The sequence below is a fragment of the Leisingera thetidis genome (assembly GCF_025857195.1).
GTDB lineage: Bacteria > Pseudomonadota > Alphaproteobacteria > Rhodobacterales > Rhodobacteraceae > Leisingera > Leisingera thetidis.
This window is the reverse complement of the sequence record NZ_CP109787.1, coordinates 3355664-3380159: the sequence shown is the minus strand read 5'-3', so window position 1 is coordinate 3380159 and position 24496 is coordinate 3355664. Positions and strand designations below refer to the sequence as shown.

The window sequence follows — 24496 nt, the reverse complement described above, 5'->3', positions numbered from 1 at the left end:
GCGCGGCTCCGGAAAATTCAAATTTTCCGGCCAAAATTTTTTCTTAAAAATTTTACGGCGGGATGCGCCGTCAGATTTCCTTCCGCGCCCGCAGCGCCGCGGAGATGGTGCCTTCATCCAGATAATCCAGCTCGCCGCCGATCGGCACGCCTTGCGCCAGCGAGGTGAGCCTGACCCGGCCCTCCAGCAGGTCGGCGATGTAATGCGCCGTGGTCTGCCCGTCGATGGTGGCATTCAGGGCCAGGATGACCTCGCTGATGCCTTCGGCGGCCACCCGGTCCGCCAAACGGGGAATGCGCAGATCTTCCGGTCCCACTGCGTCCAGTGCCGACAGGGTGCCGCCCAGCACGTGGTAGCGGCCCTTGAACACGCTTGCGCGCTCCATCGCCCAGAGGTCGGCCACATCCTCGACCACGCAAAGCTCGCCGTTGGCGCGCTCTTCATCGGTGCAGATCGGGCAGATCTCGCTGGTGCCGACGTTGCCGCAGTTGAGGCATTCACGGGCGGTCGCGGCGACCTCGCTCATCACGTCGGCCAGCGGCGTCAGCAACAGGGCGCGTTTGCGGATCAGATGCAGCACCGCGCGCCGCGCCGAGCGCGGCCCCAGCCCCGGCAGCTTGGCCATCAGGGCAATCAGGTCTTCGATGTCGCTGGTGGAGTTCTTGATCATGCCTCGGGCCCTTGTCTGTCCAGCCATATAGGCTGATTGCAGCGGGGATGCGCAAGGGCAGGGCGGCAAAATGTTCGGGGTTTGTTTTGCTGCTGCCCGGGGGTATGCCTTGGCAGGGCCGGCGGAGGGTTCGGAATGAGACGTGCCACAGAGCAAAAGGAAAACGGGGCGCGGCAGCTGCGTTTTGCCCGGCTGACGGACGTGGCGCCGCAGGAGATTGCCCGCCACATGTCAGATCCACGGATGGCAGAGCATATGCCGTTGCTGACCGGAAGCTGGGATGAGGCCGCTGCCAGGGACTTCGCGGCCGCCAAGGAAGCCTGCTGGCAGCGCGACGGGCTGGGCCATTGGGCTTTCTTGCGCGGTCAAGACTATCTTGGCTGGGGCGGGTTCCAGAAAGAGGGACGCGAATGGGATTTCGGGCTGGTGCTGAGGCCGGACTGCTTTGGCCTGGGGCCGGCCATTGCCCGCAAGGCGCTCGCGTTTGCCCGGCGGGATGCGCGCATCCCCTTTGTCACCTTTCTGCTGCCGCCAACACGCCGCCATCTGCGTCCGCTGGCACGGCTGGGGGCTGCTCAGGCCGGTGAGGTGCATTACGAGGGGCAGCGTTTTTTGAAGTTCCGGCTGGAGACGAGCTGAGGCGGGCAAGAAAAAGGCGGCTCCAAACGGGCCGCCTTTCAAGCATGGAAGCGTGCGGCCGCTTAGAACGGCAGCTTGATGTCCTTGGGCAGGCCCATGCTTTCGGTCAGCTTGGCCATCTCTTCCTGCGCCTTTTCCGCCGCCTTGGCCTGGGCGTCCTTGATCGCGGCCAGGATCAGGTCTTCGACCACTTCCTTGTCGTCGCCGTTGAAGATCGACGGATCGATGTCCAGCGCTTTGAGGTCGCCCTTGGCCGAGGCGGTCGCCTTGACCAGGCCCGCGCCGGCCTCGCCGGTGACCACCACGTTGTGCAGGTCTTCCTGCATCTGGGCCATTTTGCCCTGCAGTTCCTGTGCCGATTTCATCATCTTGGCCATGTCGCCAAGACCGCCGAGGCCTTTGAGCATCTGAAGTCTCCTGAGATTCCGGTTTGGAGGGTAGATACGGGGCGCGCGGGGCTGAAACAAGGGGGAAGGTTCACCGGATCAGGGGAGCATGGCACCCTTCCGCCCGTCCCGGCCGGCTGAACCGGGTCCCGGAGCAATCAGCAGGGAGATGGCCGCACCCGCAAATTCCTGGAGCGTTGCTCAGCCGTCCTCGAACGGATCCCATTCATCCTCGACCTCGGGCAGGGCCTCGGCGGCGACTTCGGCGGCCAGTTCCTCGGCGGTGCGGATGCGGGTGATCTTCGCCTTGGGAAAGCTCTCCAGCACCGCCTGCACCAGCGGATGGGCGGCGGCTTTCTCGCGCAGGGCGTTTTCGGCGGCGTCGCGGACCTCGGCAATGGTGGGGGCGTCGCCGTCGGGGGCGATGGAGACCACCCAGCGCGCACTGGTCCAGTTCTGCAGCGCCGTGCCAAGCCGCGCGGCGAGATCCTTGGGAGCCTGGGCGGAGGGGGTGAATTCGATCCGCCCGGGCTGGTAGGAGACCAGGCGCACGCCGCCCTCGACCTCGACCAGCAGTTTCACGTCGCGGTTGGTGCGGATCAGCTCGACCACATGTTCGAAACTCGGGTAGCGGGCCAGCGCGGAGCTGACTTGCGGCGCCAGAGCCGCCACGGTGCCGCCACCGCCATGCGCCACGGGCGCGCCGCCGCCGGGCCCGCCCTGGCCGCCATAGCTGCCTTGGGCATTGCCGCCGCCTGAGCTCCCAAGGGCCGGAGCGCCCATGCCCTGCATCGGCACGCCGCCGCCCGGGCCCTGGCCCGGGGGCGGCGGCGGGGTGTCCTGCAGCTTGCGGATCAGTTCCTCGGGCGAGGGCAGATCGGCCACATGGGTGAGGCGGATCACCGCCATCTCAGCCGCCATCATCGCGTTCGGCGCGGCAGCCACTTCCTCCAGCGCCTTCAGCAGCATCTGCCACATCCGGGTGAGGACGCGCATCGCCAGCCGCTCGGCCATCGCCTGGCCGCGGGCGCGCTCGTCGGGGCTGACGGTGGGGTCCTCGGCGGCATCGGGGGTGATCTTCACCACCGAGACCCAATGGGTGATTTCAGCCAGATCGCGCAGCACCGCCAGCGGGTCGGCGCCCTCGGCATACTGGCCGGATAGTTCGGTCAGCGCCGCCGCCGCATCGCCGCGCAGGATCATGTCCATCAGGTCCAGTACCCGGCCGCGGTCCGCGAGGCCCAGCATGGCGCGGACCTGATCCGCCGTCGTCTCGCCCGCACCGTGGGAAATCGCCTGATCCAGCAGCGAGGTGGCATCGCGGGCGGAGCCTTCGGCAGCGCGGGTGATCAGCGCCAGCGCGTCTTCGGCAATCTCTGCGCCTTCCGCCGTGGCGATCCTGCGCAGCAGGGCAATCATCACCTCCGGCTCGATCCGGCGCAGATCGAAGCGCTGGCAGCGCGACAGCACCGTCACCGGCACCTTGCGGATCTCGGTGGTGGCAAAGATGAACTTCACATGCGCGGGCGGCTCCTCCAGCGTCTTCAAGAGCGCGTTGAAGGCGCTGGTCGACAGCATGTGGACTTCGTCGATGATGTAGATCTTGTAGCGGGCCGAGGCGGCGCGGTACTGCACGCTGTCGATGATCTCGCGGATGTCGTTCACGCCGGTGCGCGAGGCTGCGTCCATTTCCATCACGTCGACATGGCGGCCCTCCATGATCGCCACGCAATGCTCGCACTGGCCGCAAGGATCGGTGGTCGGGCCGCCCTGGCCATCGGCGCCGACGCAGTTCATGCCCTTGGCAATAATCCGCGCGGTGGTGGTCTTGCCGGTGCCGCGGATGCCGGTCATGATGAAGGCCTGCGCGATGCGGTCGGCGGCAAAGGCATTTTTCAGCGTCCGCACCATGGCGTCCTGGCCGACCAGATCGGCAAAGGTCTCGGGCCGGTACTTGCGGGCCAGAACCTGGTATTTGGAGGGGCCGGTGCCGCCGGGTGTGCCGCTGGGGATGTCGTTCATGATGTCTCGTGCCGGATTCGGGATGCGGAGCGCCCGCGTTCCGCGCAGGGTATTGAAGCGCGCCGCATTCGTCCACCGCAGAAGGCGGCAATCCTGAGGCCGCAAAAGGGCTTTGGGATTGCGCGGTTAGAAGCTAGTCTGCGCAGACGGGGAGATGCGGGGGCATGCAGGAACGCAGCGGCTGAGGAGGCGGTATGCGAACTGACGAAACCTCGAAGCCTGCCGCGCAGGACGGCGCGGCGCAGGCTGGCCTGATCATCCATGCGCTGTCGGCCGGCGGCGGCATTCTGGCGCTGTGCCGGCTGCCCGGCGGGGCGGGCGATTACCGGGGCGACCTGATCCAGATCTATCAGTGGAAACCGGGGCTGGTGCTCTCGATGACCACGGCCGAGGAGCATGACGCCGCGGGGGTGCCGCGGCTGGGGATCGATATTCAAAGCATGGCCTGCCGCTGGCTGCATCTGCCGGTGCCGGATTTCCAGGTGCCGCCGCCCGCGGTGGCGGCGAAATGGCCCGCCGCCAGCCAGTCGGCACGGCAGGCGCTGGGCGGCGGCGGCCGGGTGCTGGTGCATTGCCGTGGCGGCTGCGGGCGGTCGGGCATGGCGGTGCTGCGGCTGATGATCGAATGCGGCGAGGATCCGGCGCAAGCGCTGGCGCGGCTGCGGACGGTGCGGCCCTGCGCAGTGGAGACTGACGGGCAATTGCAGTGGGCCTGTGCGGCGCAGTAGGCAGGCCGGGCCGCCACGCAAGCCAGGAACGCAATCGCCCGGCTCTCAGAGCTTGCGTGATTTCGGTTTCACAGCGCCATCATCTGTTCCGCCTGCCGCGCTTCGGCGGTTTTCGGCAGCGCCTCCATCAGCGCGCAGGGGCGGGCGTCCAGTTTCGAGGCCGCAAAGCCGGTGCCGCCGCGGCTGAGGATGGCATCGGCAAAGCGGTCCAGCCCTTCGCGCGGGGCCTCTCCACCCACGCCGCAATACAGCCGGATCCGGTCATGGCTGGCGGCAAACTGCGCCGGGCAGGTGCGCGGGCAGCCGTCCAGCGCGGTGGTGCCGGTGATCTCGAAATCCTCCTGGGTCAGCGGTTTGGCCCTGGTCATCGCCTCGGCCAGCTTGGCGATCATCCGTTCCGCCGCAGGGCAGGGGCGCCCCAAATACTTGCAATCCGTTGCCGCATAGAAATGCGTCTGGTCCGTCCAAATCATATCTGCGCCCTCCGCGCGTGGCGCGGGGGTCTGGCGGACAAGAGACCGGATGAATGACGGAAAGCCTCCGCCGCAGCCATCAGACCCTGTCCGGACACCCCGCCCGGTTTCGAGTTTCACTTCCGATGGCAGGTCTCCTGACTTGCGGGTCGTCGCTTTCCCGATCCTTCCCGGCCTTTTTGCGGGCCAGTGGCTCTATCGGGGTCGCTCGCCGCTTACAGTTGCGGGGGCAGCCGCGGAATTGGCCTGCTTGCGTGCAGGCCGCACCGTGTTCCCTTTTCATCCCGGACACAAGATTCTGTGGCGCGGGAACCATCGCCACCAGCGGTAGCGGCTGGCGCCCCGAGTCGTCAATCGTTTTTCTGCAACTGCATTGGTGCGTGCATCTGCCGGTGCAGCCCCCGGATCACATCCGAGTCGCGCCGCACCCGCGCCAGCTGCCAGCCGCCCTGCAGCAGGACATAGAAGTTTTCGGCGGCGGCGCGGGCCGCGTCCTGCGGCAGGCCCAGGCGCTCGGCATGGCGGGCAGTGGCCGCGATCCAGCCCTCGAACAGCTCCGCGGCGTGCCGGTGAAAGGCCTCGTTTTCGGGTCCTGCGAACAGGGTGGCAGAGACCGGGCAGCCGCTCCATCTGCCTTGCTTGTCGAACAGCTTGGCCAGTTTGTAGCAGACCGTCTTGGCGCCTTCGGGAAAGCTAGGGGCCGGGTTGAAGGCGGCGTCGATCAGCTCCAGCATCTGATCCGAGGCCCAAGCCGCCGCGGCCAGCGCGAGGTCGGATTTGCCATTCGGGAAATGGTGGTAAAGCGAGCCCTTCGGCGCCGCGGCAGCGGCCAGCAGCTCTGCCAGGCCGGTGCCGGTATAGCCCTTGTCGCGGAACAGGCGGGCCGCGGCGCGGATCAGCCGGTCCCGGGTCGGAGGCAGGCTGTCCTGATGCGGGCTGGCTGTCGTCACGTCAGTCATGGCGGCAGCTTGACAGCATTGGACCAAATGGTCCAGTCAGGGATTAGACCGATTGGTCTAGGAGGCCGCCATGCTGGACAGACACGCAGAACATACCGCCGGTATCCGGGAGCAGGAGCTGCGCTTTGCCTCCGGGGACGGGGAGCTGGCCGGGCGGCTGTACCAGCCGGCCGGGACGGCAAAGGCGGCGGTGGTGCTGAACGGCGCAACCGGGGTGCCGCAGCGCTTTTACCGGCATTTCGCGCGCTGGCTGGCGGCAGAGCGGCAGATCGCCTGCCTGACCTATGACTACCGGGATTTCGGAGACTCGGCGCAGGGCCATCCGCGCCGCTCCAAGGTTACAATGGCCGAGTGGGCGCTGGTGGATCAGCCGGCCGCCCGGGCCGAGATGCGGCGGCACTGCGCGGGCGTGCCGTTGTGGGTGATCGGCCATTCGCTGGGGGCGATGCTGATGCCCCTGCAGGATGGTCTTGAGGACGTCGCCCGCATGATCGTGGTTGCGGGCGGCTTGGTGCATCACCACGATCATCCCTGGCCCTACCGAGCGCTGGCGCTGGCTTTCTGGTTCGGCCATGTGCCGCTGGCGGCCGGTGCCCTGGGCTATCTGCCCGGGCGCGCGGTGGGGTTCGGGGCCGATTTGCCCGCCGGGGTCTACTGGCAATGGCGGCGCTGGTGCACCACCCGGGGCAGCTACCTGCCGGACACCGGCCGCAGCCTGCCGCGCCCCCGCTGGGCCGAAAGCGGCATTCCGGTGGATCTGTTTGCGATCGCGGATGATGACGTTGTGCCGCCACCTGCCGTGTGGCGCCTGGGCGAGGTTTTCGGCGGGGTGCCGCAGCGGCGTACGGTGCTGGTGCCGAACCGGTCGGGCCTGCAGGCGATTGGCCATCTCGGCGCCTTTGCCCCGGCCAATGCCAGCCTGTGGCCCGGTCTGATTCCGCAGATCTGATGCGCAGCCGGTCAGGCGGTGCGGTTCAGCCGTTCCTCGGTGATCTTGGCATATTCCGCCAGCCGCAGCTTGAACCGGCGGGTAAGGTTGCTGCGCGCCAGTTTCAGCGATTGCACCAGCAGGCGGCCGGTCAGGGTCGTGGGCGACAGTGTCAGCTGCACCGACATGCGGGTCCGTTGCGGCGACAGCGCCAGCAATTCAACCTCCATCCGGCCGTCGATGCCGCTGCCGCCGCCGGTCAGGATCATTCCGGTGACCGGCGTGTAAGATGCCAGCGCCAGCCGGATGTCGCGCTGCTTGCCGCGGAAGCTGAAGGCCAGGTCCCACGCCAGGCCTTTTTCCGGACTGGCAGGATCGCCGATGCGCTGCAGCTCGATGCCGCGCCGCAAGGCGGAGCGCTCCAGCAGCTCGAAATCGCTGATCGCGCCGAACACACCGGCAATCGGGGCTTCGATATCTTCTTTGCTTAGAAATTCCATGCTCGCCTGCCTCAGTTGCGCCGCCTGGCTGCCACGCCTTTTGCGGCAATATGCGCTCTAGTCCAGCGTGTCCGCAAGCCAGTTCTTGAGCAGAAAATGGGCAATTGCCCCCTCGCGCGAGGGTTTCATCACCGGGTGGCCGCCTCCGAAGACGGTCATCATCTCCTCCCGGCTGACCCACAGCGCGTCTTCGATTTCATTCGGATCGATGCTGATTTCCCGGCTGAGAGCAATGCCTGCGCAGCCGAACATCAGCGACATCGGAAAGGCCCAGGGCTGGCTCGACAGGTAGCTGACGGCGCCGACCCGGACGCCGGTTTCCTCAAAGGTCTCGCGGCGCACGGCGGCCTCCAGCGTCTCGCCCGGCTCGACGAAGCCCGCCAGCAGCGAGTACATGCCCTCGGGCCAGCCGGGAGAGCGGCCCATCAGCACCGAATCGCCGTGCGTAATCAGCATGATGACAACCGGGTCGGTGCGCGGGAAATGCGGCGCCTTGCAGGACGGGCACAGCCGCTGCCAGCCCGCCTGGGCCATGTCGCTGGGCGCGCCGCAGCAGGCGCAGAACCGGTGGCTGCGGTGCCAGGACAGCAGCGCCTTGGCGGTGGCCGCCAGTTCCGCTTCCAGCGGAGTGAGGCGGGCCATCACCCGGCGCAGCTCGGCAAAGACATGGGCTTCCGGCAGGCCGGGGTGCCGCTGTTCGCTGGCATCGGCAAAGCTGTTGAGAGCATCCCGGTCCAGGTCTTCCGGCTGCCAGTCACTGAGGTCGCAGGCAAAGCAGGGGGCGCCGTCCGGGTCCAGCCCGAGGAACAGCGCGGCGTCCCTGCGGCCCGCGGCCAGCGGATGCACCGGGTCCGTCCATGCCAGGCCGCAGGGGGGATCCGTCTCCGCCCCGCGTCTGGTCAGCGGCTTGCCGCGCCAGACAAGCAGCACTTGGGCCTGCGGGCTGTTCCAGGCCGCGTCCAGGGCCGCCGCATCATTGCGCAGATGCGCGGCGCGCTCCAGTCCGCCGCCGCCGAAAGTCACCTGTTCTGCGCGTTTCATCGCGGCTCTCCTCTGACTGGCGGCGCGGCGGCCGCACGCAACGGGTGGAACTGGGGCATCCTTGACAGTGTGCCGCAGGGGTTTCCAGCAATCGCCGGTGATCCGTTCTTGCCTGTCACTGCGCCGCCACACCCGCAGCGCGGCCAGTGCTGCAGAATACGGCGGGCCAGGCCTCTGCGGCGGCGGGACCGGGAAAAATGAGCAAGCTGCAAAAAGGTTTCTTTGCAAATCGTTAAAACGCTGATTCAAATGACTCCGGGACAGAAATGGCGCTGGAAGGCGCTGCAGGGAGCACGCAGGCAGTGTCAGCAGGAACTGGAACATGGTGACCGGGGCGGGAGCCCCTGATGCCCCGGCCACCGGGCTGCTGCAGATTCTGGCGACCACCGACCTGCACTGCAATCTGCTGAGCCATGATTACTATGCCGACCAGCCGGATCCGGCCATCGGCCTGTCGCGTGTGGCCAGCCTGATCGCCAGCGCACGGGCGGAAGCGGCCCGGCAGGGCGCGGCCAGTATCCTGGTGGACAATGGCGACAGCTTTCAGGGCTCGCCGCTGGGGGACATCATTCCCGGGGCCGCGGGGCCGCATCCGCTGGCGCGCGCTTTTCAGGTTCTGGAATATGATGCCGCCGGCCTTGGCAACCACGACTTCGATTTCGGGCTTGCAGCGCTGGCGGGGGTCGTCAGGGACATGCCTTGTCCGGTGCTGTGCTCCAACCTGACAGCGGTGCATCCGGGGCTTGAGCTGCCGTTCCTGCCGTCGGCAGTGCTGGAGCGGCAGATCCCGGGCCGGCCGGATTTGCCGCCGGTGCGGATCGGGGTGCTGTCGGTGCTGCCGCCGCAGACGCTGGTCTGGTGCGGCCAGCAGCTGCAGGCGCAGCTGGCGGCCGGCGGCATCGTCGGCACCGCAGCCGCCCAGGCGCGCCGGCTGCGGGCGGAGGGCTGCGATCTGGTGCTGGCGCTGGCCCATACCGGTGCGGGCAGCACGCCTGGCGCAGACTGCAGCGAAAACGCTCTGGTGCCGCTGGCGGCTCTCGCGGAAATCGACGCCGTGGTGGGCGGCCATACCCATCTGACGCTGCCGGACCCGGCGCTGGACTTTGCCAAGCCGGTGGTGATGCCGGGCGCGCATGGCTCGCATCTCGGGGTGATCAGCCTGGAGCTGGAGTATCGCGAGGCAGGCTGGCGGCCCGCGGGCGGCGGCGCCGGCCTGCGGCCGGTGGCGCAGAAAAGGCCCGCCGGGGCCGTGCCGCTGGCGGAAGAAGAGCCCGGCTTCCTGCGCGCGCTGGCGGCGGACCATGCCCGCACCCTGGAGCGGATGCGCCAGCCCGCCGGCCGCAGCCCGGTGGCGATGCATTCCTATTTCACCTTCTTTGCCCCGGACCGCAGCCTGGCACTGGTCGGCAGCGCCCAGGCCGCGGCGGTGCGGCCGCTGCTGCGGGACTGCGGGGCGGAAAGCCTGCCGCTGCTTGCCGCCGCGGCGCCTTGCAAATTCGGCGGCCGGTCGGGCCCGAAGTCCTACACCGATATTGCCGCCGGGGATCTTTGCGCCCGCAATATCGCCGATCTGCAGGTCTTTCCGAATGAGCTGCGGGTGATCATTGTCACCGGCGGCCAGCTGCGGGACTGGCTGGAAATGTCGGCAGGCCTGTTCAACCGGATCCCGCCGGGCAGCTGCGGGCAGCTGCTGGTCGATCCGCAGCGGGCGGGACATAATTTCGATGTGATCTTCGGAGTGAGCTACCAGATCGACGTGACCCAGCCGCCGCGGTTTTCAGCAGCGGGGGAGCGGATCAACCCTGATGCCCGGCGGATTTCGGCATTGTGCTGGAACGGCCGGCCGGTGGCGCCGGACCAGAGATTCGCGGTGGCCGCAAACAGCTACCGGGTCAGCGGCGGCGGCAGCTTCCGGATGCTGCGGGATGCCGAAGAGCTGCCGCTGCCGCGGCCGCCGATGCGGATCCGCGGAGCGGTGCGCGATTACATTTCCGGGCGCCTGCCTGCCGATCCGCTGGCACAGCTCCCCTATCCCTGGCAGCTGGCGCCGGTGCCGGCCGCCACCGCGGTTGCGGTCACGGGGCCTGGGGCGGAAGCCTATCTGGAGGAGCTGCCGGCCGGGCAGGCGGCAGTGCGCGGGTTGAACGGCAGCGGGTTTCTGGAACTGGACCTGCAGCTTTAGCCTGCACCCGGGGGCAAGCGGCGCGGTGCTCTTGCCAATCCGCCCGCCCGCCCTTATATCGGGATTCGAGAGGTTGGCGCGGGCAGGCGCCTCGCCAACCTGGTCAGGTCCGGAAGGAAGCAGCCACAACGAGCCCCGCTTGGGTCGATGTCCAGCCTCTCACTTAATTTCCCCTAAATGCTGATGCGGGCCGCCGTTTTCATTCGATGAAAACGGCCAGGAAAAATCGATTTTTCCTGGCCGGAATTCGTGCCGAATTCCGGCGCGCTCAGAACCGGCCGTTGTCTGCCGGGTAGACGCCGAGGATTTCCACATTGGTGGTGAAGTAGTTCAGCTCATCCATCGCCAGCTGCACGTTGGCGTCCTCCGGGTGGCCTTCGATATCGGCATAGAACTGGGTGGCGGTGAAGGAGCCGTCGACCATGTAGCTTTCCAGCTTGGTCATGTTGATGCCATTGGTGGCAAAGCCGCCCATGGCCTTGTAGAGCGCCGCCGGGATGTTGCGCACCTGGAACACAAAGCTGGTGATCATGTTATGGGCGCCGCGGCGGGTAAAGTCCGGTTCCTGCGCCATGATCAGGAAGCGGGTGGTGTTGTCGCCATTGTCCTCGATATGCCGGGCCAGCACTTCGAGCCCGTAGATCTCCGCCGCCAGCTCGCTCGCCAGCGCCGCGGAGTGTTTGTCGCCGGCCTCTGCCACATCGCGGGCGGCGCGGGCATTGTCGGGGCTGACGCGGCCGCGAATGCCGTGCTCGCGCAGGAAGGTAGCGCATTGCGGCAGCAGCACCAGATGCGAATGCGCCTCGCGGATGTCTTCCAGTTTGGCCCCCGGCACCCCCAGCACATTGATGTGCACCCGCACAAAGGCTTCGTCGATGATGTGCAGCCCGCTGTGGGGCAGCAGGCGGTGGCTGTCTGCCACCCTGCCATAGGTGGAATTTTCGACCGGCAGCATTGCCTGCTCTGCCCCGCCCGAGCGCACGGCTTCCAGAATGTCCTCGAAGGTGCGGCAGGGCAGCACCTCCATGCCGGGACGCGCGATGCGGCAGGCCTCGTGGCTGTAGGAGCCCAGCTCCCCCTGAATGGCGATCTTGCGGGTCATGGGTGTGTTTCCGGTGCAAAACTTCAACAAATGGGCGTTTCGTCGCGTTGTCTATACCTTGCCACTTTGAAGGGGAAGCCTTAGACACCCCGTCAGACAGCTAAATGGACTCGCGATCATGTTTGACACGATGACCCTCACCAAAGCGACCGCAGGCGTCTGCGGCGCGTTCCTGGTTCTCCTTCTGGGCAAATGGGGCGCAGAAGCACTGTATCACATGGACAGCCACGGTGAGGCGTCCTATGTGATCGAAGTTGCCGCCGCCGAGGACGCCGGCAGCGACGAGCCGGAAGTCAGCTTCGAAGAGCTGATGGCCTCCGCCGATGCCGCCAAGGGCGCCAAGGTTTTCAAGAAATGCTCCGCCTGCCACAAGCTGGAAGATGGCGCCAATGCCACCGGCCCGTATCTGTACGGCGTTGTCGGCCGCGACATCGCAGCGGCACCCGGGTTCGGCTATTCCGGCGCTCTGACCGGCCTGGACGGCGACTGGACCCCGGAAGCGCTGGACGCGTTCCTGGCCAAGCCGTCGGCCTATGCGTCGGGCACCACCATGTCGTTCTCCGGCCTGAAAAAGCAGGCGGACCGGGTGAACCTCATTGCCTATCTGGACAGCCTCGACGGCTGATCCTGGCCGCTGTCCCAGCTATCCGATTGAAAAAGCCGCTGCAGACCGCAGCGGCTTTTTTGATGTGGCTGCGGCCCGGCCGGGCTCAGGCCGGGTTGTTTTCCCGGTAGTAGGCCAGCGCATCGCGCTCCTGGCCGTCGGGCAGGATGCAGACGCCGATGGTCCCGGCCTTGCCGCTGCGCAGCACGTAGCTGCCGCCGGTCTGCACGCAATAGGCCTCTTCCGGGCTGGTGTAGACCACTTCCTCTTCCTGCTGGGCGCAGGCGCTGAGGGCGGCGGCGCCCGCAAGGGCGAGGGCGGCTAGTTTCACTGTCTTCGGCATCGGCAAACTCCCTGATTTCTTGACGCAATAGTGATCCGAGGCTGGCAGGCAATTTTATTTCGCGCAAGCAGAGCCTCGCGCAGGCGCCGCTTTCGGCTGCTTTGTGCCAAGAGAGCGGGGGATATCACTTAATCTCAACTTGAATGTTACCGCCCGCGGCCATTAGCTTGTGGGCAGAAATCCGGGCCCAAGTTCCGGACAAAGGAGGTCATGGCAGATGAACACCGCCCGAGCTGCAGCGCGCGTGCGCGCAAAGGACAGAGTGAACCCGCTGCAGGCCGCGGCCGCATTGGCCCTGGCGCTGATCCTGGCACTGGCGGCGGCCACGCTGGCACGGGCGCAAGAGACCATCGTCAAGGCGCATGGCTTTGCCGAGTTCGGCACGCTGAAATACCCGCAGGGCTTCGCCCGTTTCGACTATGTGAACCCGGACGCCCCCAAGGGCGGCGAGCTGGCAATCTCGGCTGTGGGCACCTTTGACAGCATGAATCCCTTTACCCGCAAGGGCCGGGCCGGGGCGCTGTCCTCGGACCAGTTCGAAAGCCTGCTGGTCGAGTCCTATGACGAGCCTGGCGCCTACTACGGCCTGATCGCCGAAAGCCTGGAATACCCCGAAAGCCAGGACTGGGTGGTGTTCAACCTGCGCCCCGAGGCGCGGTTTTCCGATGGCACCCCGGTTACCGCCGATGACGTGGTGTTTTCCCACAACATCCTGCTGGACCAGGGGCTGAAATCCTATGCCGAGGCGGTGCGCAAACGGATCCCCAAGGCCGAGGCGCTGGGTCCGCACCGGGTGAAGTTCCATTTCAGCCCGGATTTCCCGCGCCGGTCGATGATCACCCAGGTCGGCGGCACGCCGGTGTTCTCCAAAGCCTGGTTCGAGGCGGATCCGGACAACCGCCGCCTGGATGAGCCGCGGCTGGGTCCGGGCATCGGCTCCGGGCCTTACGTGCTGGAAAGCGTCGATGTGAACCAGCGCATCGCCTACCGCCGCAATCCGGACTATTGGGGGGCGGAGCTGAACGTGAACGTGGGGCGCCACAATTATGACCGCATCCGGGTGGAGTATTTCGGCGATGCCATTGCCGCGATGGAGGGGTTCAAGGCGGGGGTCTACACCCTGCGGGCAGAGAACAACTCAAAGAGCTGGGCAACCGCCTATGATTTTGCCGCGGTGGACAACGGCCAGGTGATCAAAGCGGAAATCCCCGACGGCAACGTGCCGGCCGCCAGCGGCTTTGTGATGAACCTGCTGAAACCCGCCTTCCAGGACATCCGCGTCCGCGAGGCGCTGCAGCTGGGGTTCAATTTCGAGTGGACCAACGAAAGCCTGCAATACGGGCTGTTCCGGCACCGGTCATCGTTCTGGCAGGACTCGCCGCTGGCGGCCCAGGGCCTGCCGGAGGGCCGCGAAAAGGAAGTGCTCGCGGCGCTGGGCGATCAGATCGATCCGTCGCTGCTGACGTCGGAACCGGTGATGGCGCACAGCTCCAAGGCGGACCGCCCCGGCGACCGCAAGAACCTGCGCCGGTCGATGAAGCTGCTGGATGAGGCGGGCTGGATGGTCGGCGGGGACGGGCTGCGCCGGAATGCTAAGGGCGAGGTGCTGAAGCTGGAGTTCCTGGTCGACAGCCCGATCATCGGCCGCATCGTGCAGCCCTATATCACCAACCTGCGCAGCATGGGGGTGGATGCGGTGCTGAATCGGGTGGATTACGCGCAGTACACCAGCCGCCGCCGCGAGAAGGAGTTCGACATGATCTCCCACGCCTATCCGATGTCGCTGGAGCCTTCGACCGGCCTGTACCAGTATTTCGGCTCCGAGGCGCACGAGTATTCGGTGTTCAACCCGGCCGGGCTGGCCGACCCCGCAGTCGACACGCTGATCGGCAATATCGTCAACGCCAAGACCCAGGAGGAGCTGCGCGCCAATGCCCGCGCCCTGGACCGGGTGCTGCGGGCCAAGCGGTTCGTGGTGCCGACCTGGTATCTGGATGTGAACTGGATTGCCTATTGGGACATGTACGGCCGGCCGGAAAACCTGCCGCCCTACAATTCCGGCTTCCTGGACCTTTGGTGGGCCGATGCTGAGCGCGCGGCGGCACTGAAAGCCGCCGGCGCGCTGCGGTAAGACACGGACATGGCAGCCTATATCCTCCGACGCCTGCTTCTGGTGATTCCGACGCTGTTCGGCATCCTGCTGGTGAATTTCGTGCTGGTGCAGTTTGTGCCCGGCGGCCCGGTCGAGCAGATCATCGCCCAGCTGGAAGGCGGCGGCGACGTGTTCGAGGGCTTTGCCGGCGGCGGCGGCGATACCGGCACCGAGGCGATCAGCGCCAATGAGAACTACGCCGGCCGCCAGGGCCTGCCGCCGGAGCTGATCAAGGAACTGGAGCAGCAGTTCGGCCTCGACAAGCCGCCGCTGGAGCGCTTCGCGATCATGGTCGGCAATTACCTGCAGTTCGATTTCGGCGAGAGCTATTTCCGCAAGATCGATGTGACCGGCCTGGTGCTGGAAAAAATGCCTGTGTCCATCTCGTTGGGCCTGTGGTCGACGCTGCTGGCCTATTTCGTGTCGATCCCGCTGGGCATCCGCAAGGCGGTCCGGGACGGCTCGCGCTTTGACACCTGGACCAGCGGCGCGATCATCGCCGCCTATTCCATTCCCGGCTTCCTGTTTGCCATCCTGCTGCTGGTGCTGTTTGCCGGCGGCTCCTACTGGCAGGTCTTCCCGCTGCGCGGACTGACCTCCGACAACTGGGAGGACCTCAGCCTGCTGGGCAGGATCGGCGATTATTTGTGGCACATCGCACTGCCGGTTGCGGCCTCCACCATCGCCTCTTTTGCGACCCTGACGCTGCTGACCAAGAACTCCTTCCTGGATGAGATCAAGAAGCAGTATGTGATGACGGCCCGCGCCAAGGGCCTCAGCGAGAACCGGGTGCTCTACGGCCATGTGTTCCGCAACGCGATGCTGATCGTGATTGCGGGCTTTCCGTCGGTGTTCATCGGCATCTTCTTCTCCGGCTCGCTGATCATCGAAACCATCTTCTCGCTCGACGGGCTGGGGCGGCTGGGGTTCGAGGCCGCGGTGGCGCGCGATTACCCGGTGATGTTCGGCACCATGTATATCTTCGGCCTGATGTTCCTGGTGGTCGGCATCGTGTCCGACCTGATGTATGTGCTGGTCGATCCGCGCATCGATTTTGAGAAGCGGGAGGGCTGAGATATGGCGCTTTCCCCGCTCAACCAGCGGCGCTGGAACAATTTCCGCAAGAACCGGCGCGCCTTCTGGTCTCTGATCATCTTTTCGGTGCTGTTCACCTGTTCGCTGTTTGCTGAGTTCCTCGCCAATGACAAGCCGGTCCTGGTCAGCTACCACGGCGAACTGCATGTCCCCATCTTCAAGTTCTACCCGGAGACGGCCTTTGGCGGCGATTTCCAGACCGAGGCCCCCTACAAGGATCCGGAGGTCGAATGCCTGATCCGCTCGGGCGGGATCGAGGACTGCTTCGATGATCCCGAAGGCATCCTGGAACAGATTGCCGCCGGCAGCTACCAGGCCGACGGGTTCCATCGCGGCTGGACGCTCTGGCCGCTCATCCGCTATTCCTACAACACCTCTGTCGACCGCCCTGGTGCGGCGCCTTTGCCGCCCAACGCGCACAATTGGCTCGGCACCGACGACACCAAGCGCGACGTGCTGGCCCGGGTGATCCACGGTTTCCGCCTGTCGGTGCTGTTCACCCTGATGGTGACCGGCGCCGCCTCCCTGATCGGCATTGCCGCAGGTGCGGTGCAGGGCTATTTCGGCGGCTGGGTGGACCTGGTGTTCCAGCGTGTGATCGAGGTGTGGAGCTCCATCAATTCGCTCTATGTGATCATCATCATGTTTGCGATCCTGGGGCGCGGCTTCTGGCTCCTGGTCTTCCTGATGATTGCCTTCGGCTGGGTGTCGCTGGTGGCCGTTGTCAGGGCAGAGTTCCTGCGCGCCCGCAACCTGGAATATGTCCGTGCCGCCAAGGCGCTGGGGGTGGGCAACCTGACCATCATGTTCCGCCACATGCTGCCCAATGCGATGGTCGCGACCCTGACCATGCTGCCCTTCGTGATCACCTCGACCATCGGGGCGCTGGCGTCGCTGGATTTCCTCGGCTTCGGCCTGCCGTCCTCGGCCCCCAGCCTGGGCGAGCTGACCTTGCAGGCCAAGCAGAACCTGGAGGCGCCCTGGCTCGCCTTCACCGCCTTCTTCACCTTTGCCATCATGCTGTCGCTCTTGGTCTTCATCTTTGAAGGCGTGCGGGATGCCTTTGATCCGCGGAAGACGTTTTCATGAGGATGCGTTCCACCAGGATCGCCCACGGCCCGAGGGTGGGGGCAAACCGCCCCCGCGTTTTGCTGGAAGCAAACCTTCGGTTTGAGTGGGCGCGGGCCGGGGGCGATCCGGGCTGCTGCGCACCCCGGAGAACTTTCCTCGAACCGACTGCATATTTTTGGGCATTCTCATGACCACGAACTCCTCTCCCCTTCTGAACGTCAAAGACCTCCGCGTCTCCTTCCGCCAGGACGGCAGGATCACCGAAGCCGTGCGCGGTGTCTCTTTCTCGGTCGGCCGCGGCGAAACCGTGGCGCTGGTGGGCGAGTCCGGCTCCGGCAAATCGGTCTCGGCGCTCTCCACCGTGTCGCTGCTGGGCGACAGCGCCATCGTCGCGGGCTCGGTCACCTATGACGGCACCGAAATGGTCGGCGCCAGCGAAAAGCACCTGATGCAGGTGCGCGGCAATGACATCAGCTTCATCTTCCAGGAGCCGATGACCTCGCTCAACCCGCTGCACACCATCGAACGCCAGCTGGAGGAGTCGCTGGCGCTGCACCAGGGGCTGGCGGGTGCTGCGGCGCGGGCACGCATTCTGGAACTGATGGAGAAGGTCGGCATCCGCGACGCCGAAAGCCGGCTGGGCGCCTATCCGCACCAGCTGTCGGGCGGCCAGCGGCAGCGGGTGATGATCGCCATGGCGCTGGCCAACAAGCCCGACATCCTGATCGCCGACGAGCCGACCACGGCGCTGGACGTGACCATCCAGGCGCAGATCCTGGATCTGCTGGCCGGGCTGAAGGAAAGCGAGGGCATGGGGCTCCTGTTCATCACCCATGACCTTGGCATCGTGCGCCGCATCGCCGACCGGGTCTGCGTGATGAAGGACGGCGAAATCGTCGAGGAAGGCCCGGCGGCAGAGATCTTTGCCAGCCCGCAGCATCCCTATACGCGGAAACTTCTGGCGGCAGAGCCATCCGGCAAACCCCGCCCGGTGGCGGAGGATGCCGAAGAGCTGGTCTCCGCGCGGGACCTCAAGGTCTGGTTCCCGATCCAGCGCGGGCTGCTGAAGCGCACGGTGGGCCATGTGAAGGCGGTGAACCCGATGTCGCTCTCGGTACGGGCAGGGGAGACGCTGGGCATCGTCGGCGAGAGCGGCTCGGGCAAGACGACGCTGGCGCTGGCGGTCATGCGGCTGATCGGGTCCGAGGGCCAGGTCGCCTTTCAGGGCCAGGATCTGCGCAGATGGTCCACCCGCGAGCTGCGCCGCCTGCGCAAGGACATGCAGATCGTGTTCCAGGACCCGTTCGGCTCGCTCAGCCCGCGGATGACCTGTGCCCAGATCATCGCCGAGGGGCTGGCGATCCACAAGGTGGACCAGCACCGCAAGCCGCGCGAGCTGGTGGCGGAGGTGATGCGCGAAGTGGGGCTGGATCCGGCGGCGATGGACCGCTACCCGCATGAATTCTCCGGCGGCCAGCGGCAGCGCATCGCCATCGCCCGCGCCATGGTGCTGCGGCCGAAGCTGGTGGTGCTGGACGAGCCGACCTCGGCGCTGGACATGACGGTGCAGGTGCAGATCGTCGAGCTGCTGCGCGATCTGCAGCAGCGTTACGGGCTGGCTTACCTGTTCATCAGCCACGACCTCAAGGTGGTGCGGGCAATGTCGCACAAGGTGGTGGTGATGAACCAGGGCGATGTGGTGGAGACCGGGGCGGCGGAAGCATTGTTTGAAAACCCGCAGGCGGAGTACACCCGCAAGCTGCTGGCGGCGGCGGGTTAACCCGGCGGCAGGCTTTGCCGCATCTATGCGCGCGCAGGCGGCGCAACGCCCATAAGTTGCGGCAGTGCGTTTGACCAAATGTTTCGCGCGCGAAACATTGCGGCAGAGCTGCTGACCTATTTGGCAGCGCCGGCGGCAGGCAGGCAGGCGCTCCCGCGCCCGCAGGCCTCCCCGGCCGGGGGCCGGAGAGTCCTTGGCGGCCTTGGGCCAGGCTCGGCGCCCCGGCGCCGAGCCTGGCCCAACGGGAGCGCTGCGCCCCAGGGCGCTGCTGCGACGGGCGGGAGGGTCTGCCGTTATGCGTGCCGGCTCAGATCGCGGTGCTGTGGCCGGCCTTGCTCAGATCATAGGCGTCAAAGCTGCGGGCAATCATCCGGGTCAGGGGGCGGGCGGCTTCCCGAATGGCAAGGCCGTCATCAGTGATCGACAGCACGCCGGGAAAGGCCGCGTCTGCCTGGGCGAACATCCGGTCAAGCGCCGCCGCCTGGACCGCAAAGCGGGACAGGATCTCCTCCCGGCTGATCCGGAAATCGCACATCAGCGCTTCGATCAGCCGCGCCCGCAGCAGGTCCTCGCCGTCAAAGGCATGGCCGCGGGCGGTGGCGAACCGGCCCTCGCGGATGGCGCGGATATAGTCCGAGGTGCCCGGCGCATTCTGCGCATAGCCTTGCGGAAAGCGCGAGATGGCCGAGGCGCCGATGCCGATCAGCACCTCGGCCGGATCGTCGGTGTAGCCCTGGAAATTGCGCCGCAGCCGCCCGGTCTGCTGCGCCGCCGCCAGCCCGTCCCCGGGCCGCGCGAAATGGTCGATGCCGATCTCCCGGTAGCCGTCCCACAGGAACAGCTGGCGGGCGGTCTCGAACAGCTCCAGCCGGGCTTCCGGCGTCGGCAGCGTGTCGGATCGGATCATGCTTTGCCGTCTGGCCATCCAGGGCACATGGGCATAGCCATAGACCGCCGCCCGGTCGGGTGTGAGCGACAGCAGCTTCTGCACGCTTTCGGTCATCCGTGCGGGCGTCTGATGCGGCAGCCCGAACAGGATGTCGGCACTGAGGCTGCCGATCCCGTGGGCCCGCAGCAGGTCTATGGCCTGCCGCGTGGTGCCGAAGCTCTGGATCCGGCCGATCGCCTGCTGGATGGTGCTGTCGAAATCCTGCACCCCGACCGAGGCCCGGTTCATGCCGGCCTCCGCCAGCGCATCCAGCCGCCGGCCGCCGAGCTCGTTCGGGTCGATCTCGACCGAGAACTCCGCGTGCGGGGCGAGCGGAAACGCGCCGGTGACCGCCGCGGCCAGATCCCGGATCCGCCCGGCGCTGAGCAGCGTCGGGGTGCCGCCGCCCCAATGCAGCCGCGACAGGGTGATGCCCTCCGGCAGCTGCTGCCGCAGCAGGGCGATTTCGGATTTCAGCACCTCGGCGTAGGCTGCCACCGGCGCGTCGGACTGGGTGCCCTGGGTGCGGCAGGCGCAGAACCAGCACAATCTGCGGCAGAACGGCACATGCACGTACAGGGAAATGCTGCTGCCGGGCGGAACCCGCGAGATCCACTTGGAAAACCGGGCCGGGCCGGTGCCGGTGCCGAAATGCGGCGCCGCCGGATAGCTGGTGTAGCGCGGCACTTTGGCGTCGAACAAACCGAGTTTGGCCAATTGAGCTTTCTGATCCATTCCCTTAGTTTAAGGGGGGGCTGCCGCGGCAGGCCTTGACCCAGATCAACCGGGATCCCTCGATGAACGCTCCAGTACTGTCACAATCCAGATGCGGCGACTGCCCGATCCGCCACCGTGCCGTCTGCGCACGCTGCAATGCGGATGAGCTGCAGGAGCTGGACGCCATCAAGTACTACCGCAGCTACGAGGCCGGGCAGCCGATCATCTGGTCGGGCGACGTGATGAATTTTGTCGGCTCGGTGGTTTCGGGCATCGCCTCGCTGACCCAGACGATGGAGGACGGGCGCACCCAGATGGTGGGGCTCTTGCTGCCCAGCGACTTTGTCGGCCGCCCGGGCCGCGAGGGGGCGGCCTATGACGTGGCGGCGACCACTGATGTGGTGATGTGCTGCTTCCGCAAGAAGCCCTTCGAGGACGTGATGGAGCGCACCCCGCATATCGCCCACCGGCTGCTGGAGATGACGCTTGACGAGCTGGACGCGGCGCGCGAGTGGATGCTGGTGCTGGGCCGCAAGACCGCCCGCGAGAAGATCGCCAGCCTGCTGTCGATCATAGCCCGCCGCGATGCCTCGCTGACGCCGGCCGGGGCCACCAACCGGATGGTGTTCGACCTGCCGCTGACCCGGGAGGCGATGGCCGATTACCTGGGCCTGACGCTGGAAACCGTGAGCCGCCAGATCTCGGCCTTGAGGAGGGATGGCATCATTGAGCTGGAAGGCAAGCGGCATGTGACCGTGCCCGACATGCGCCGCCTGATGGAAGAAGCCGGCGACGACAGCGACGGTGGCTTCCTGGGCTGATTTCCTCCGTGCCCTCATCCTTTGCCTGAACAGAACGCTGGCGATGCCGGGCCGCCCCCACGGGGGGCGCGTGCTGGGGCTCGGCCGGGTTGCAGCCAACGGCTCCCGCGCCCGCGCGTGCCCGGCTGCGCCGGACCCGCTGGCGGCCTTGGGCATGGCACCGCGCAGCGGTGCCATGCCCAACGGGAGGAGGCCCTTCTGCACAGAAGGGCGGACGACGGGCGGGAGGGCTTGGGTTTGGTTCGAGACCGGCAGATCCCGGCGGTACGGAACCCGAAGCGTGACCGGCAGACGCGCCTGTGGTCTATTGGGACTGCGGAAAACAGTCGGAGGCGGCAATGCAGTTTGGAAGTCTGATCGGGATGCTGGTCATCGGAGCCCTGGCCGGATGGCTGTCGGGCAAGATCATGCAGGGGCGCGGGTTCGGCCTGCTGGGCAACATCATCGTCGGCGTGGTTGGCGCCTTTCTGGCCGGGACCATCTTTCCGGCGCTGGGATTCGCCGCGGGCGGCGGCTTCTTCTGGTCGCTGATCCATGCCACCATCGGCGCGGTGATCCTGCTGTTCCTGATCGGCCTGATCCGCAAGGCGGGCTAGGGCGCAGGGCGCAGCCGCGCAACAGCACCAAAAGGCGCCCCTGCGGGCGCCCTTTTTTGCCCGGGCCTTTGTCCGGGGCGGAGACCGCCTGTGCAGGCGCCCGCTCAGTGCGCCATCAGCACCGGCACCGCAGCCTGCTCCAGCATGTTGCGGGTGGCGCCGCCGAGGATGGCCTCGCGGAAGCGGGAATGGCCGTAGGCGCCCATCACGATCAGATCGGCGGCGGTGTCTGCCGCATGGCGGTTCAGGATGTCCGACACCCGGGTCATGGTCTTGCTGAGCACGTCGATCTCGCAGGCCACCCCGTGCCGCGCCAGCATCTGCGCCAGCATGCCGCCCGGATCGGACCGTTCCGGCCCGTGCTGCGGCGGGTCGATCACCGCGATGCGCACCAGATCCGCGCCTTTCAGGAACGGCAGCGCCCGGCGGATCGCGGTCATCGCCTCGATGCTTTCGTTCCAGGCCGCCAGCACGGTCTTGGGCTTGCGCATCGGCGGGCCCTTGTCCGGCACCACCAGCACCGGCGCGCGGCCCTCGAACAGCGCCGATTCGACAATCGGCTCGGCCTCGGCGCGCTTGCCGGGGCCATAGGGCTTGCCCAGCACCACCAGATCGGAGAACCGCGCCTGGCGCGCCACATGGCGGCCGAGATCGGCGATCTGGGCGACACCGCTGTCGGTGGCAAAGGGCACGCCCGCCCGCTGCAGCGCCGCTTCGGCGCCGGCCTGCACCGCGCCGGCCTCTTCCTGGGCGCGGGCCAGGGTTTCCTGCAGCACCATCGCATTGGCGCCGGCGTAGTAATACCCCGTCTGGGTGCGGTCGACACCAAGGCAGAGCGCATCGGCATGGGCGCCGAAATCTTCCGCCAAAGCCGCAATTTGCGCCAAAGGCGCCGCTGCGGTCTCCGCAGCCGTGAGCACGGTAAGCAAGGACTTGTAGGACATGGCATCTCCCGGCGTATCCGGCGCCGCAGACCCCCATGGCCCCGGCGCGGAGAATTTACTGCAGGGGAAGACGTGTCACATGTTGCCCGGATTTGTCTTGATGCAGATCAAGGCGGCAACCAGGCGCCTTTTGCATGAAGGGCGCGGTCTATAAACGTCCCCGTATCCGCAGGATTCGCGGGGGCACGGCAAAGGGACGCAAGATGTCTAACTATATCAAGCTGATAGCGCTTGGTCTGGTCACGCTGTTTGCGATGATCGGTACCAATTACGCGCGGGATCTGGCTTACCAGGTGCATGCGGTCATCGTGATGATCGTGGCCGGCGGGCTGTTCCTTCATACTTTGCGCCGCACCGATGAGCCGAAACCGGCGGTTGTTGGTCTGGAAAACGAGTATTTCGACAGCGTGATCCGCGCTGGTGCAATTGCAACCGCCTTCTGGGGTGTGGTCGGGTTCCTGGCCGGGACTTTCATTGCGTTCCAGCTGGCCTTTCCGGCGCTGAACTTCGAATGGGCCGAAGGCTTTGCCAATTTCGGCCGCCTGCGGCCGCTGCACACCTCGGCAGTGATCTTTGCCTTTGGCGGCAACGCGCTGATCGCCACCTCCTTCTACGTGGTGCAGCGCACCTCTGCGGCGCGGCTGTGGGGCGGCAACCTGGCGTGGTTCGTGTTCTGGGGCTATCAGCTGTTCATCGTGCTGGCCGCGACCGGCTACCTGTTCGGCTCGACCCAGTCCAAGGAATACGCGGAACCCGAATGGCACGTCGACCTGTGGCTGACCATCGTCTGGGTTGCCTATCTGGCGGTGTTCCTGGGCACGGTCATCAAGCGCAAGGAGCCGCATATCTACGTGGCGAACTGGTTCTACCTGTCCTTCATCGTCACCGTGGCGATGCTGCACCTGGTCAACAACATGACCGTTCCGGTCTCCATCTGGGGCTCCAAGTCGGTGATCGTCTGGCCGGGCGTGCAGGATGCGATGATCCAGTGGTGGTACGGCCACAACGCCGTGGGCTTCTTCCTGACCGCGGGCTTCCTCGGCATGATGTACTACTTCATCCCCAAGCAGGCCGAGCGTCCGGTGTTCTCCTACAAGCTGTCGATCATCCACTTCTGGGCCTTGATCTTCCTCTACATCTGGGCCGGTCCGCACCATCTGCACTACACCGCGCTGCCGGACTGGGCCTCGACCCTGGGCATGGTGATGTCGGTGATCCTGTGGATGCCCAGCTGGGGCGGCATGATCAACGGTCTGATGACGCTGTCTGGCGCCTGGGACAAGCTGCGCACCGATCCGGTGATCCGGATGATGGTGATCTCGGTCGGCTTCTACGGCATGTCCACCTTTGAAGGCCCGATGATGTCGATCCGCGCGGTGAACTCGCTGAGCCATTACACCGACTGGACCATCGGCCACGTGCACTCCGGCGCTTTGGGCTGGAACGGCATGATCACCTTCGGCGCGCTCTATTACCTGGTGCCGGTGCTGTGGAAGCGCGAGCGGCTCTATTCGCTGAGCCTCGTCTCCTGGCACTTCTGGCTCGCCACCATCGGCATCGTTCTCTATGCCGCGTCGATGTGGGTGACCGGGATCATGGAAGGCCTGATGTGGCGTGAAGTGGATGCCAACGGCTTCCTGGTGAACTCCTTTGCCGACACCGTGGCAGCGAAGTTCCCGATGTATGTGGTGCGCGGTCTGGGCGGGGTGATGTTCCTCACCGGCTCGATCATCATGTGCTACAACCTGTGGATGACTGTCCGTAAGGCCCCGGCAAAAGAAGCCAGCCTGACGGTTCCGGTCCCGGCTGAATAAG

The 24496-nt window shown here is 66.3% G+C and carries 23 protein-coding genes, 1 other RNA gene and 1 riboswitch; of the genes, 13 read left to right on the top strand and 11 right to left on the bottom strand.

The window, feature by feature from the left end; genetic code table 11:
* Positions 1–70: 70 nt before the first annotated feature.
* Positions 71–670 carry a recombination mediator RecR gene (gene recR / locus OKQ63_RS16305; protein ID WP_264211098.1) on the bottom strand — a complete coding sequence of 200 codons (600 nt, stop codon included), beginning with the start codon at positions 668–670 and terminating at the stop codon, positions 71–73.
* 135 nt (positions 671–805) lie between these two features.
* Here recR and OKQ63_RS16300 point away from each other — a divergent pair, with 135 nt between their 5' ends.
* Positions 806–1309, top strand: coding sequence for a GNAT family N-acetyltransferase (locus OKQ63_RS16300; protein WP_264211097.1), 504 nt, complete (start codon positions 806–808; stop codon positions 1307–1309).
* Positions 1310–1371: 62 nt separating this feature from the next.
* Here OKQ63_RS16300 and OKQ63_RS16295 read toward each other — a convergent pair whose 3' ends face one another.
* Both OKQ63_RS16295 and OKQ63_RS16290 read right to left on the bottom strand, forming a co-directional pair.
* A complete protein-coding gene (locus OKQ63_RS16295; RefSeq protein ID WP_264211096.1) occupies positions 1372–1716 on the bottom strand; it encodes a YbaB/EbfC family nucleoid-associated protein in 345 nt (114 codons plus the stop codon).
* 180 nt (positions 1717–1896) lie between these two features.
* Positions 1897–3717, bottom strand: a complete 1821-nt coding sequence (locus OKQ63_RS16290; protein WP_264211095.1) for a DNA polymerase III subunit gamma/tau — start codon at positions 3715–3717, stop codon at positions 1897–1899.
* Positions 3718–3911: 194 nt separating this feature from the next.
* On the opposite strand from OKQ63_RS16290, the gene OKQ63_RS16285 reads away from it, so the two are divergent.
* Positions 3912–4445 (top strand): protein-tyrosine phosphatase family protein, encoded by a 534-nt coding sequence (locus OKQ63_RS16285; RefSeq protein ID WP_264211094.1) that lies wholly within the window; start codon positions 3912–3914, stop codon positions 4443–4445.
* Between the two features lie 68 nt (positions 4446–4513).
* Here the strand turns inward: OKQ63_RS16285 and OKQ63_RS16280 are convergent, their stop codons facing one another.
* A complete protein-coding gene (locus OKQ63_RS16280) occupies positions 4514–4918 on the bottom strand; it encodes a hypothetical protein (protein WP_264211093.1) in 405 nt (134 codons plus the stop codon).
* A gap of 110 nt (positions 4919–5028) precedes the next feature.
* A riboswitch (cobalamin riboswitch) is annotated at positions 5029–5250 on the bottom strand.
* Positions 5251–5268: 18 nt separating this feature from the next.
* Entirely contained in the window at positions 5269–5877 is a 609-nt protein-coding gene (locus tag OKQ63_RS16275) for a TetR/AcrR family transcriptional regulator (protein WP_264211092.1), read from the bottom strand.
* A gap of 70 nt (positions 5878–5947) precedes the next feature.
* Here OKQ63_RS16275 and OKQ63_RS16270 point away from each other — a divergent pair, with 70 nt between their 5' ends.
* The gene (locus OKQ63_RS16270) at positions 5948–6826 is read left to right on the top strand and encodes an alpha/beta hydrolase family protein (RefSeq protein WP_264211091.1); all 879 of its coding nucleotides are present in this window, start codon (positions 5948–5950) and stop codon (positions 6824–6826) included.
* Positions 6827–6837: 11 nt separating this feature from the next.
* On the opposite strand, the gene OKQ63_RS16265 is transcribed toward OKQ63_RS16270, so the two are convergent.
* Positions 6838–7305 carry an SRPBCC family protein gene (locus OKQ63_RS16265; RefSeq protein WP_264211090.1) on the bottom strand — a complete coding sequence of 156 codons (468 nt, stop codon included), beginning with the start codon at positions 7303–7305 and terminating at the stop codon, positions 6838–6840.
* 57 nt (positions 7306–7362) lie between these two features.
* The gene (gene nudC / locus OKQ63_RS16260; RefSeq protein WP_264211089.1) at positions 7363–8346 is read right to left on the bottom strand and encodes an NAD(+) diphosphatase; all 984 of its coding nucleotides are present in this window, start codon (positions 8344–8346) and stop codon (positions 7363–7365) included.
* Positions 8347–8668: 322 nt separating this feature from the next.
* Between nudC and OKQ63_RS16255 the strand changes: the two genes are divergently transcribed.
* Positions 8669–10528, top strand: a complete 1860-nt coding sequence (locus OKQ63_RS16255; RefSeq protein ID WP_264211088.1) for a 5'-nucleotidase C-terminal domain-containing protein — start codon at positions 8669–8671, stop codon at positions 10526–10528.
* A gap of 66 nt (positions 10529–10594) precedes the next feature.
* Positions 10595–10693: signal recognition particle sRNA small type (gene ffs / locus OKQ63_RS16250), an RNA gene on the top strand.
* A 103-nt stretch (positions 10694–10796) separates the two neighbouring features.
* Here the strand turns inward: ffs and OKQ63_RS16245 are convergent.
* Positions 10797–11630, bottom strand: a complete 834-nt coding sequence (locus OKQ63_RS16245) for a prephenate dehydratase (RefSeq protein WP_264211087.1) — start codon at positions 11628–11630, stop codon at positions 10797–10799.
* A gap of 118 nt (positions 11631–11748) precedes the next feature.
* Here OKQ63_RS16245 and OKQ63_RS16240 point away from each other — a divergent pair, with 118 nt between their 5' ends.
* Positions 11749–12255 carry a c-type cytochrome gene (locus tag OKQ63_RS16240; RefSeq protein ID WP_264211086.1) on the top strand — a complete coding sequence of 169 codons (507 nt, stop codon included), beginning with the start codon at positions 11749–11751 and terminating at the stop codon, positions 12253–12255.
* An 85-nt stretch (positions 12256–12340) separates the two neighbouring features.
* Here the strand turns inward: OKQ63_RS16240 and OKQ63_RS16235 are convergent, their stop codons facing one another.
* The gene (locus OKQ63_RS16235) at positions 12341–12577 is read right to left on the bottom strand and encodes a putative hemolysin (protein ID WP_264211085.1); all 237 of its coding nucleotides are present in this window, start codon (positions 12575–12577) and stop codon (positions 12341–12343) included.
* A 217-nt stretch (positions 12578–12794) separates the two neighbouring features.
* Between OKQ63_RS16235 and OKQ63_RS16230 the strand changes: the two genes are divergently transcribed.
* The 4 genes from OKQ63_RS16230 to OKQ63_RS16215 all read left to right on the top strand — a co-directional run bounded on the left by OKQ63_RS16230 (position 12795) and on the right by OKQ63_RS16215 (position 18675).
* Positions 12795–14708: an extracellular solute-binding protein gene (locus OKQ63_RS16230; protein ID WP_264211084.1), complete on the top strand. Its 1914-nt coding sequence runs from the start codon at positions 12795–12797 to the stop codon at positions 14706–14708.
* 9 nt (positions 14709–14717) lie between these two features.
* Entirely contained in the window at positions 14718–15803 is a 1086-nt protein-coding gene (locus OKQ63_RS16225) for a microcin C ABC transporter permease YejB (protein WP_264211083.1), read from the top strand.
* A 3-nt stretch (positions 15804–15806) separates the two neighbouring features.
* Positions 15807–16913: an ABC transporter permease gene (locus OKQ63_RS16220; RefSeq protein WP_264211082.1), complete on the top strand. Its 1107-nt coding sequence runs from the start codon at positions 15807–15809 to the stop codon at positions 16911–16913.
* 169 nt (positions 16914–17082) lie between these two features.
* Entirely contained in the window at positions 17083–18675 is a 1593-nt protein-coding gene (locus tag OKQ63_RS16215; RefSeq protein WP_264211081.1) for an ABC transporter ATP-binding protein, read from the top strand.
* Positions 18676–18982: 307 nt separating this feature from the next.
* Here the strand turns inward: OKQ63_RS16215 and hemN are convergent, their stop codons facing one another.
* Positions 18983–20338 (bottom strand): oxygen-independent coproporphyrinogen III oxidase, encoded by a 1356-nt coding sequence (hemN, locus tag OKQ63_RS16210; protein ID WP_264211080.1) that lies wholly within the window; start codon positions 20336–20338, stop codon positions 18983–18985.
* A gap of 62 nt (positions 20339–20400) precedes the next feature.
* Between hemN and fnrL the strand changes: the two genes are divergently transcribed.
* Together fnrL and OKQ63_RS16200 are read left to right on the top strand one after the other, a co-directional pair.
* Positions 20401–21141 (top strand): transcriptional regulator FnrL, encoded by a 741-nt coding sequence (gene fnrL / locus OKQ63_RS16205; RefSeq protein WP_264211079.1) that lies wholly within the window; start codon positions 20401–20403, stop codon positions 21139–21141.
* Positions 21142–21479: 338 nt separating this feature from the next.
* Entirely contained in the window at positions 21480–21737 is a 258-nt protein-coding gene (locus OKQ63_RS16200; RefSeq protein WP_264211078.1) for a GlsB/YeaQ/YmgE family stress response membrane protein, read from the top strand.
* 104 nt (positions 21738–21841) lie between these two features.
* Here the strand turns inward: OKQ63_RS16200 and OKQ63_RS16195 are convergent, their stop codons facing one another.
* Positions 21842–22681 carry a universal stress protein gene (locus OKQ63_RS16195; protein ID WP_264211077.1) on the bottom strand — a complete coding sequence of 280 codons (840 nt, stop codon included), beginning with the start codon at positions 22679–22681 and terminating at the stop codon, positions 21842–21844.
* A gap of 203 nt (positions 22682–22884) precedes the next feature.
* On the opposite strand from OKQ63_RS16195, the gene ccoN reads away from it, so the two are divergent.
* Positions 22885–24495 carry a cytochrome-c oxidase, cbb3-type subunit I gene (gene ccoN, locus OKQ63_RS16190; RefSeq protein WP_264211076.1) on the top strand — a complete coding sequence of 537 codons (1611 nt, stop codon included), beginning with the start codon at positions 22885–22887 and terminating at the stop codon, positions 24493–24495.
* Position 24496 lies beyond the last annotated feature (1 nt).

Excerpts from the sequence above, each read along its gene's own strand:
- OKQ63_RS16220 (WP_264211082.1), top strand. The coding sequence starts at position 15,807 with ATGGCGCTTTCCCCGCTCAACCAGCGGCGCTGGAACAATTTCCGCAAG.
- OKQ63_RS16240 (WP_264211086.1), top strand. The coding sequence starts at position 11,749 with ATGTTTGACACGATGACCCTCACCAAAGCGACCGCAGGCGTCTGCGGC.
- OKQ63_RS16200 (WP_264211078.1), top strand. The coding sequence starts at position 21,480 with ATGCAGTTTGGAAGTCTGATCGGGATGCTGGTCATCGGAGCCCTGGCC.
- OKQ63_RS16225 (WP_264211083.1), top strand. The coding sequence starts at position 14,718 with ATGGCAGCCTATATCCTCCGACGCCTGCTTCTGGTGATTCCGACGCTG.
- OKQ63_RS16255 (WP_264211088.1), top strand. The coding sequence starts at position 8,669 with ATGGTGACCGGGGCGGGAGCCCCTGATGCCCCGGCCACCGGGCTGCTG.
- OKQ63_RS16235 (WP_264211085.1), bottom strand. The coding sequence starts at position 12,577 with ATGCCGAAGACAGTGAAACTAGCCGCCCTCGCCCTTGCGGGCGCCGCC.
- ccoN (WP_264211076.1), top strand. The coding sequence starts at position 22,885 with ATGTCTAACTATATCAAGCTGATAGCGCTTGGTCTGGTCACGCTGTTT.
- OKQ63_RS16270 (WP_264211091.1), top strand. The coding sequence starts at position 5,948 with ATGCTGGACAGACACGCAGAACATACCGCCGGTATCCGGGAGCAGGAG.
- OKQ63_RS16215 (WP_264211081.1), top strand. The coding sequence starts at position 17,083 with ATGACCACGAACTCCTCTCCCCTTCTGAACGTCAAAGACCTCCGCGTC.
- nudC (WP_264211089.1), bottom strand. The coding sequence starts at position 8,346 with ATGAAACGCGCAGAACAGGTGACTTTCGGCGGCGGCGGACTGGAGCGC.
- recR (WP_264211098.1), bottom strand. The coding sequence starts at position 670 with ATGATCAAGAACTCCACCAGCGACATCGAAGACCTGATTGCCCTGATG.
- OKQ63_RS16290 (WP_264211095.1), bottom strand. The coding sequence starts at position 3,717 with ATGAACGACATCCCCAGCGGCACACCCGGCGGCACCGGCCCCTCCAAA.
- fnrL (WP_264211079.1), top strand. The coding sequence starts at position 20,401 with ATGAACGCTCCAGTACTGTCACAATCCAGATGCGGCGACTGCCCGATC.
- OKQ63_RS16195 (WP_264211077.1), bottom strand. The coding sequence starts at position 22,681 with ATGTCCTACAAGTCCTTGCTTACCGTGCTCACGGCTGCGGAGACCGCA.
- OKQ63_RS16300 (WP_264211097.1), top strand. The coding sequence starts at position 806 with ATGAGACGTGCCACAGAGCAAAAGGAAAACGGGGCGCGGCAGCTGCGT.
- OKQ63_RS16295 (WP_264211096.1), bottom strand. The coding sequence starts at position 1,716 with ATGCTCAAAGGCCTCGGCGGTCTTGGCGACATGGCCAAGATGATGAAA.
- OKQ63_RS16265 (WP_264211090.1), bottom strand. The coding sequence starts at position 7,305 with ATGGAATTTCTAAGCAAAGAAGATATCGAAGCCCCGATTGCCGGTGTG.
- OKQ63_RS16275 (WP_264211092.1), bottom strand. The coding sequence starts at position 5,877 with ATGACTGACGTGACGACAGCCAGCCCGCATCAGGACAGCCTGCCTCCG.
- OKQ63_RS16245 (WP_264211087.1), bottom strand. The coding sequence starts at position 11,630 with ATGACCCGCAAGATCGCCATTCAGGGGGAGCTGGGCTCCTACAGCCAC.
- OKQ63_RS16230 (WP_264211084.1), top strand. The coding sequence starts at position 12,795 with ATGAACACCGCCCGAGCTGCAGCGCGCGTGCGCGCAAAGGACAGAGTG.
- OKQ63_RS16280 (WP_264211093.1), bottom strand. The coding sequence starts at position 4,918 with ATGATTTGGACGGACCAGACGCATTTCTATGCGGCAACGGATTGCAAG.
- OKQ63_RS16285 (WP_264211094.1), top strand. The coding sequence starts at position 3,912 with ATGCGAACTGACGAAACCTCGAAGCCTGCCGCGCAGGACGGCGCGGCG.
- hemN (WP_264211080.1), bottom strand. The coding sequence starts at position 20,338 with ATGGATCAGAAAGCTCAATTGGCCAAACTCGGTTTGTTCGACGCCAAA.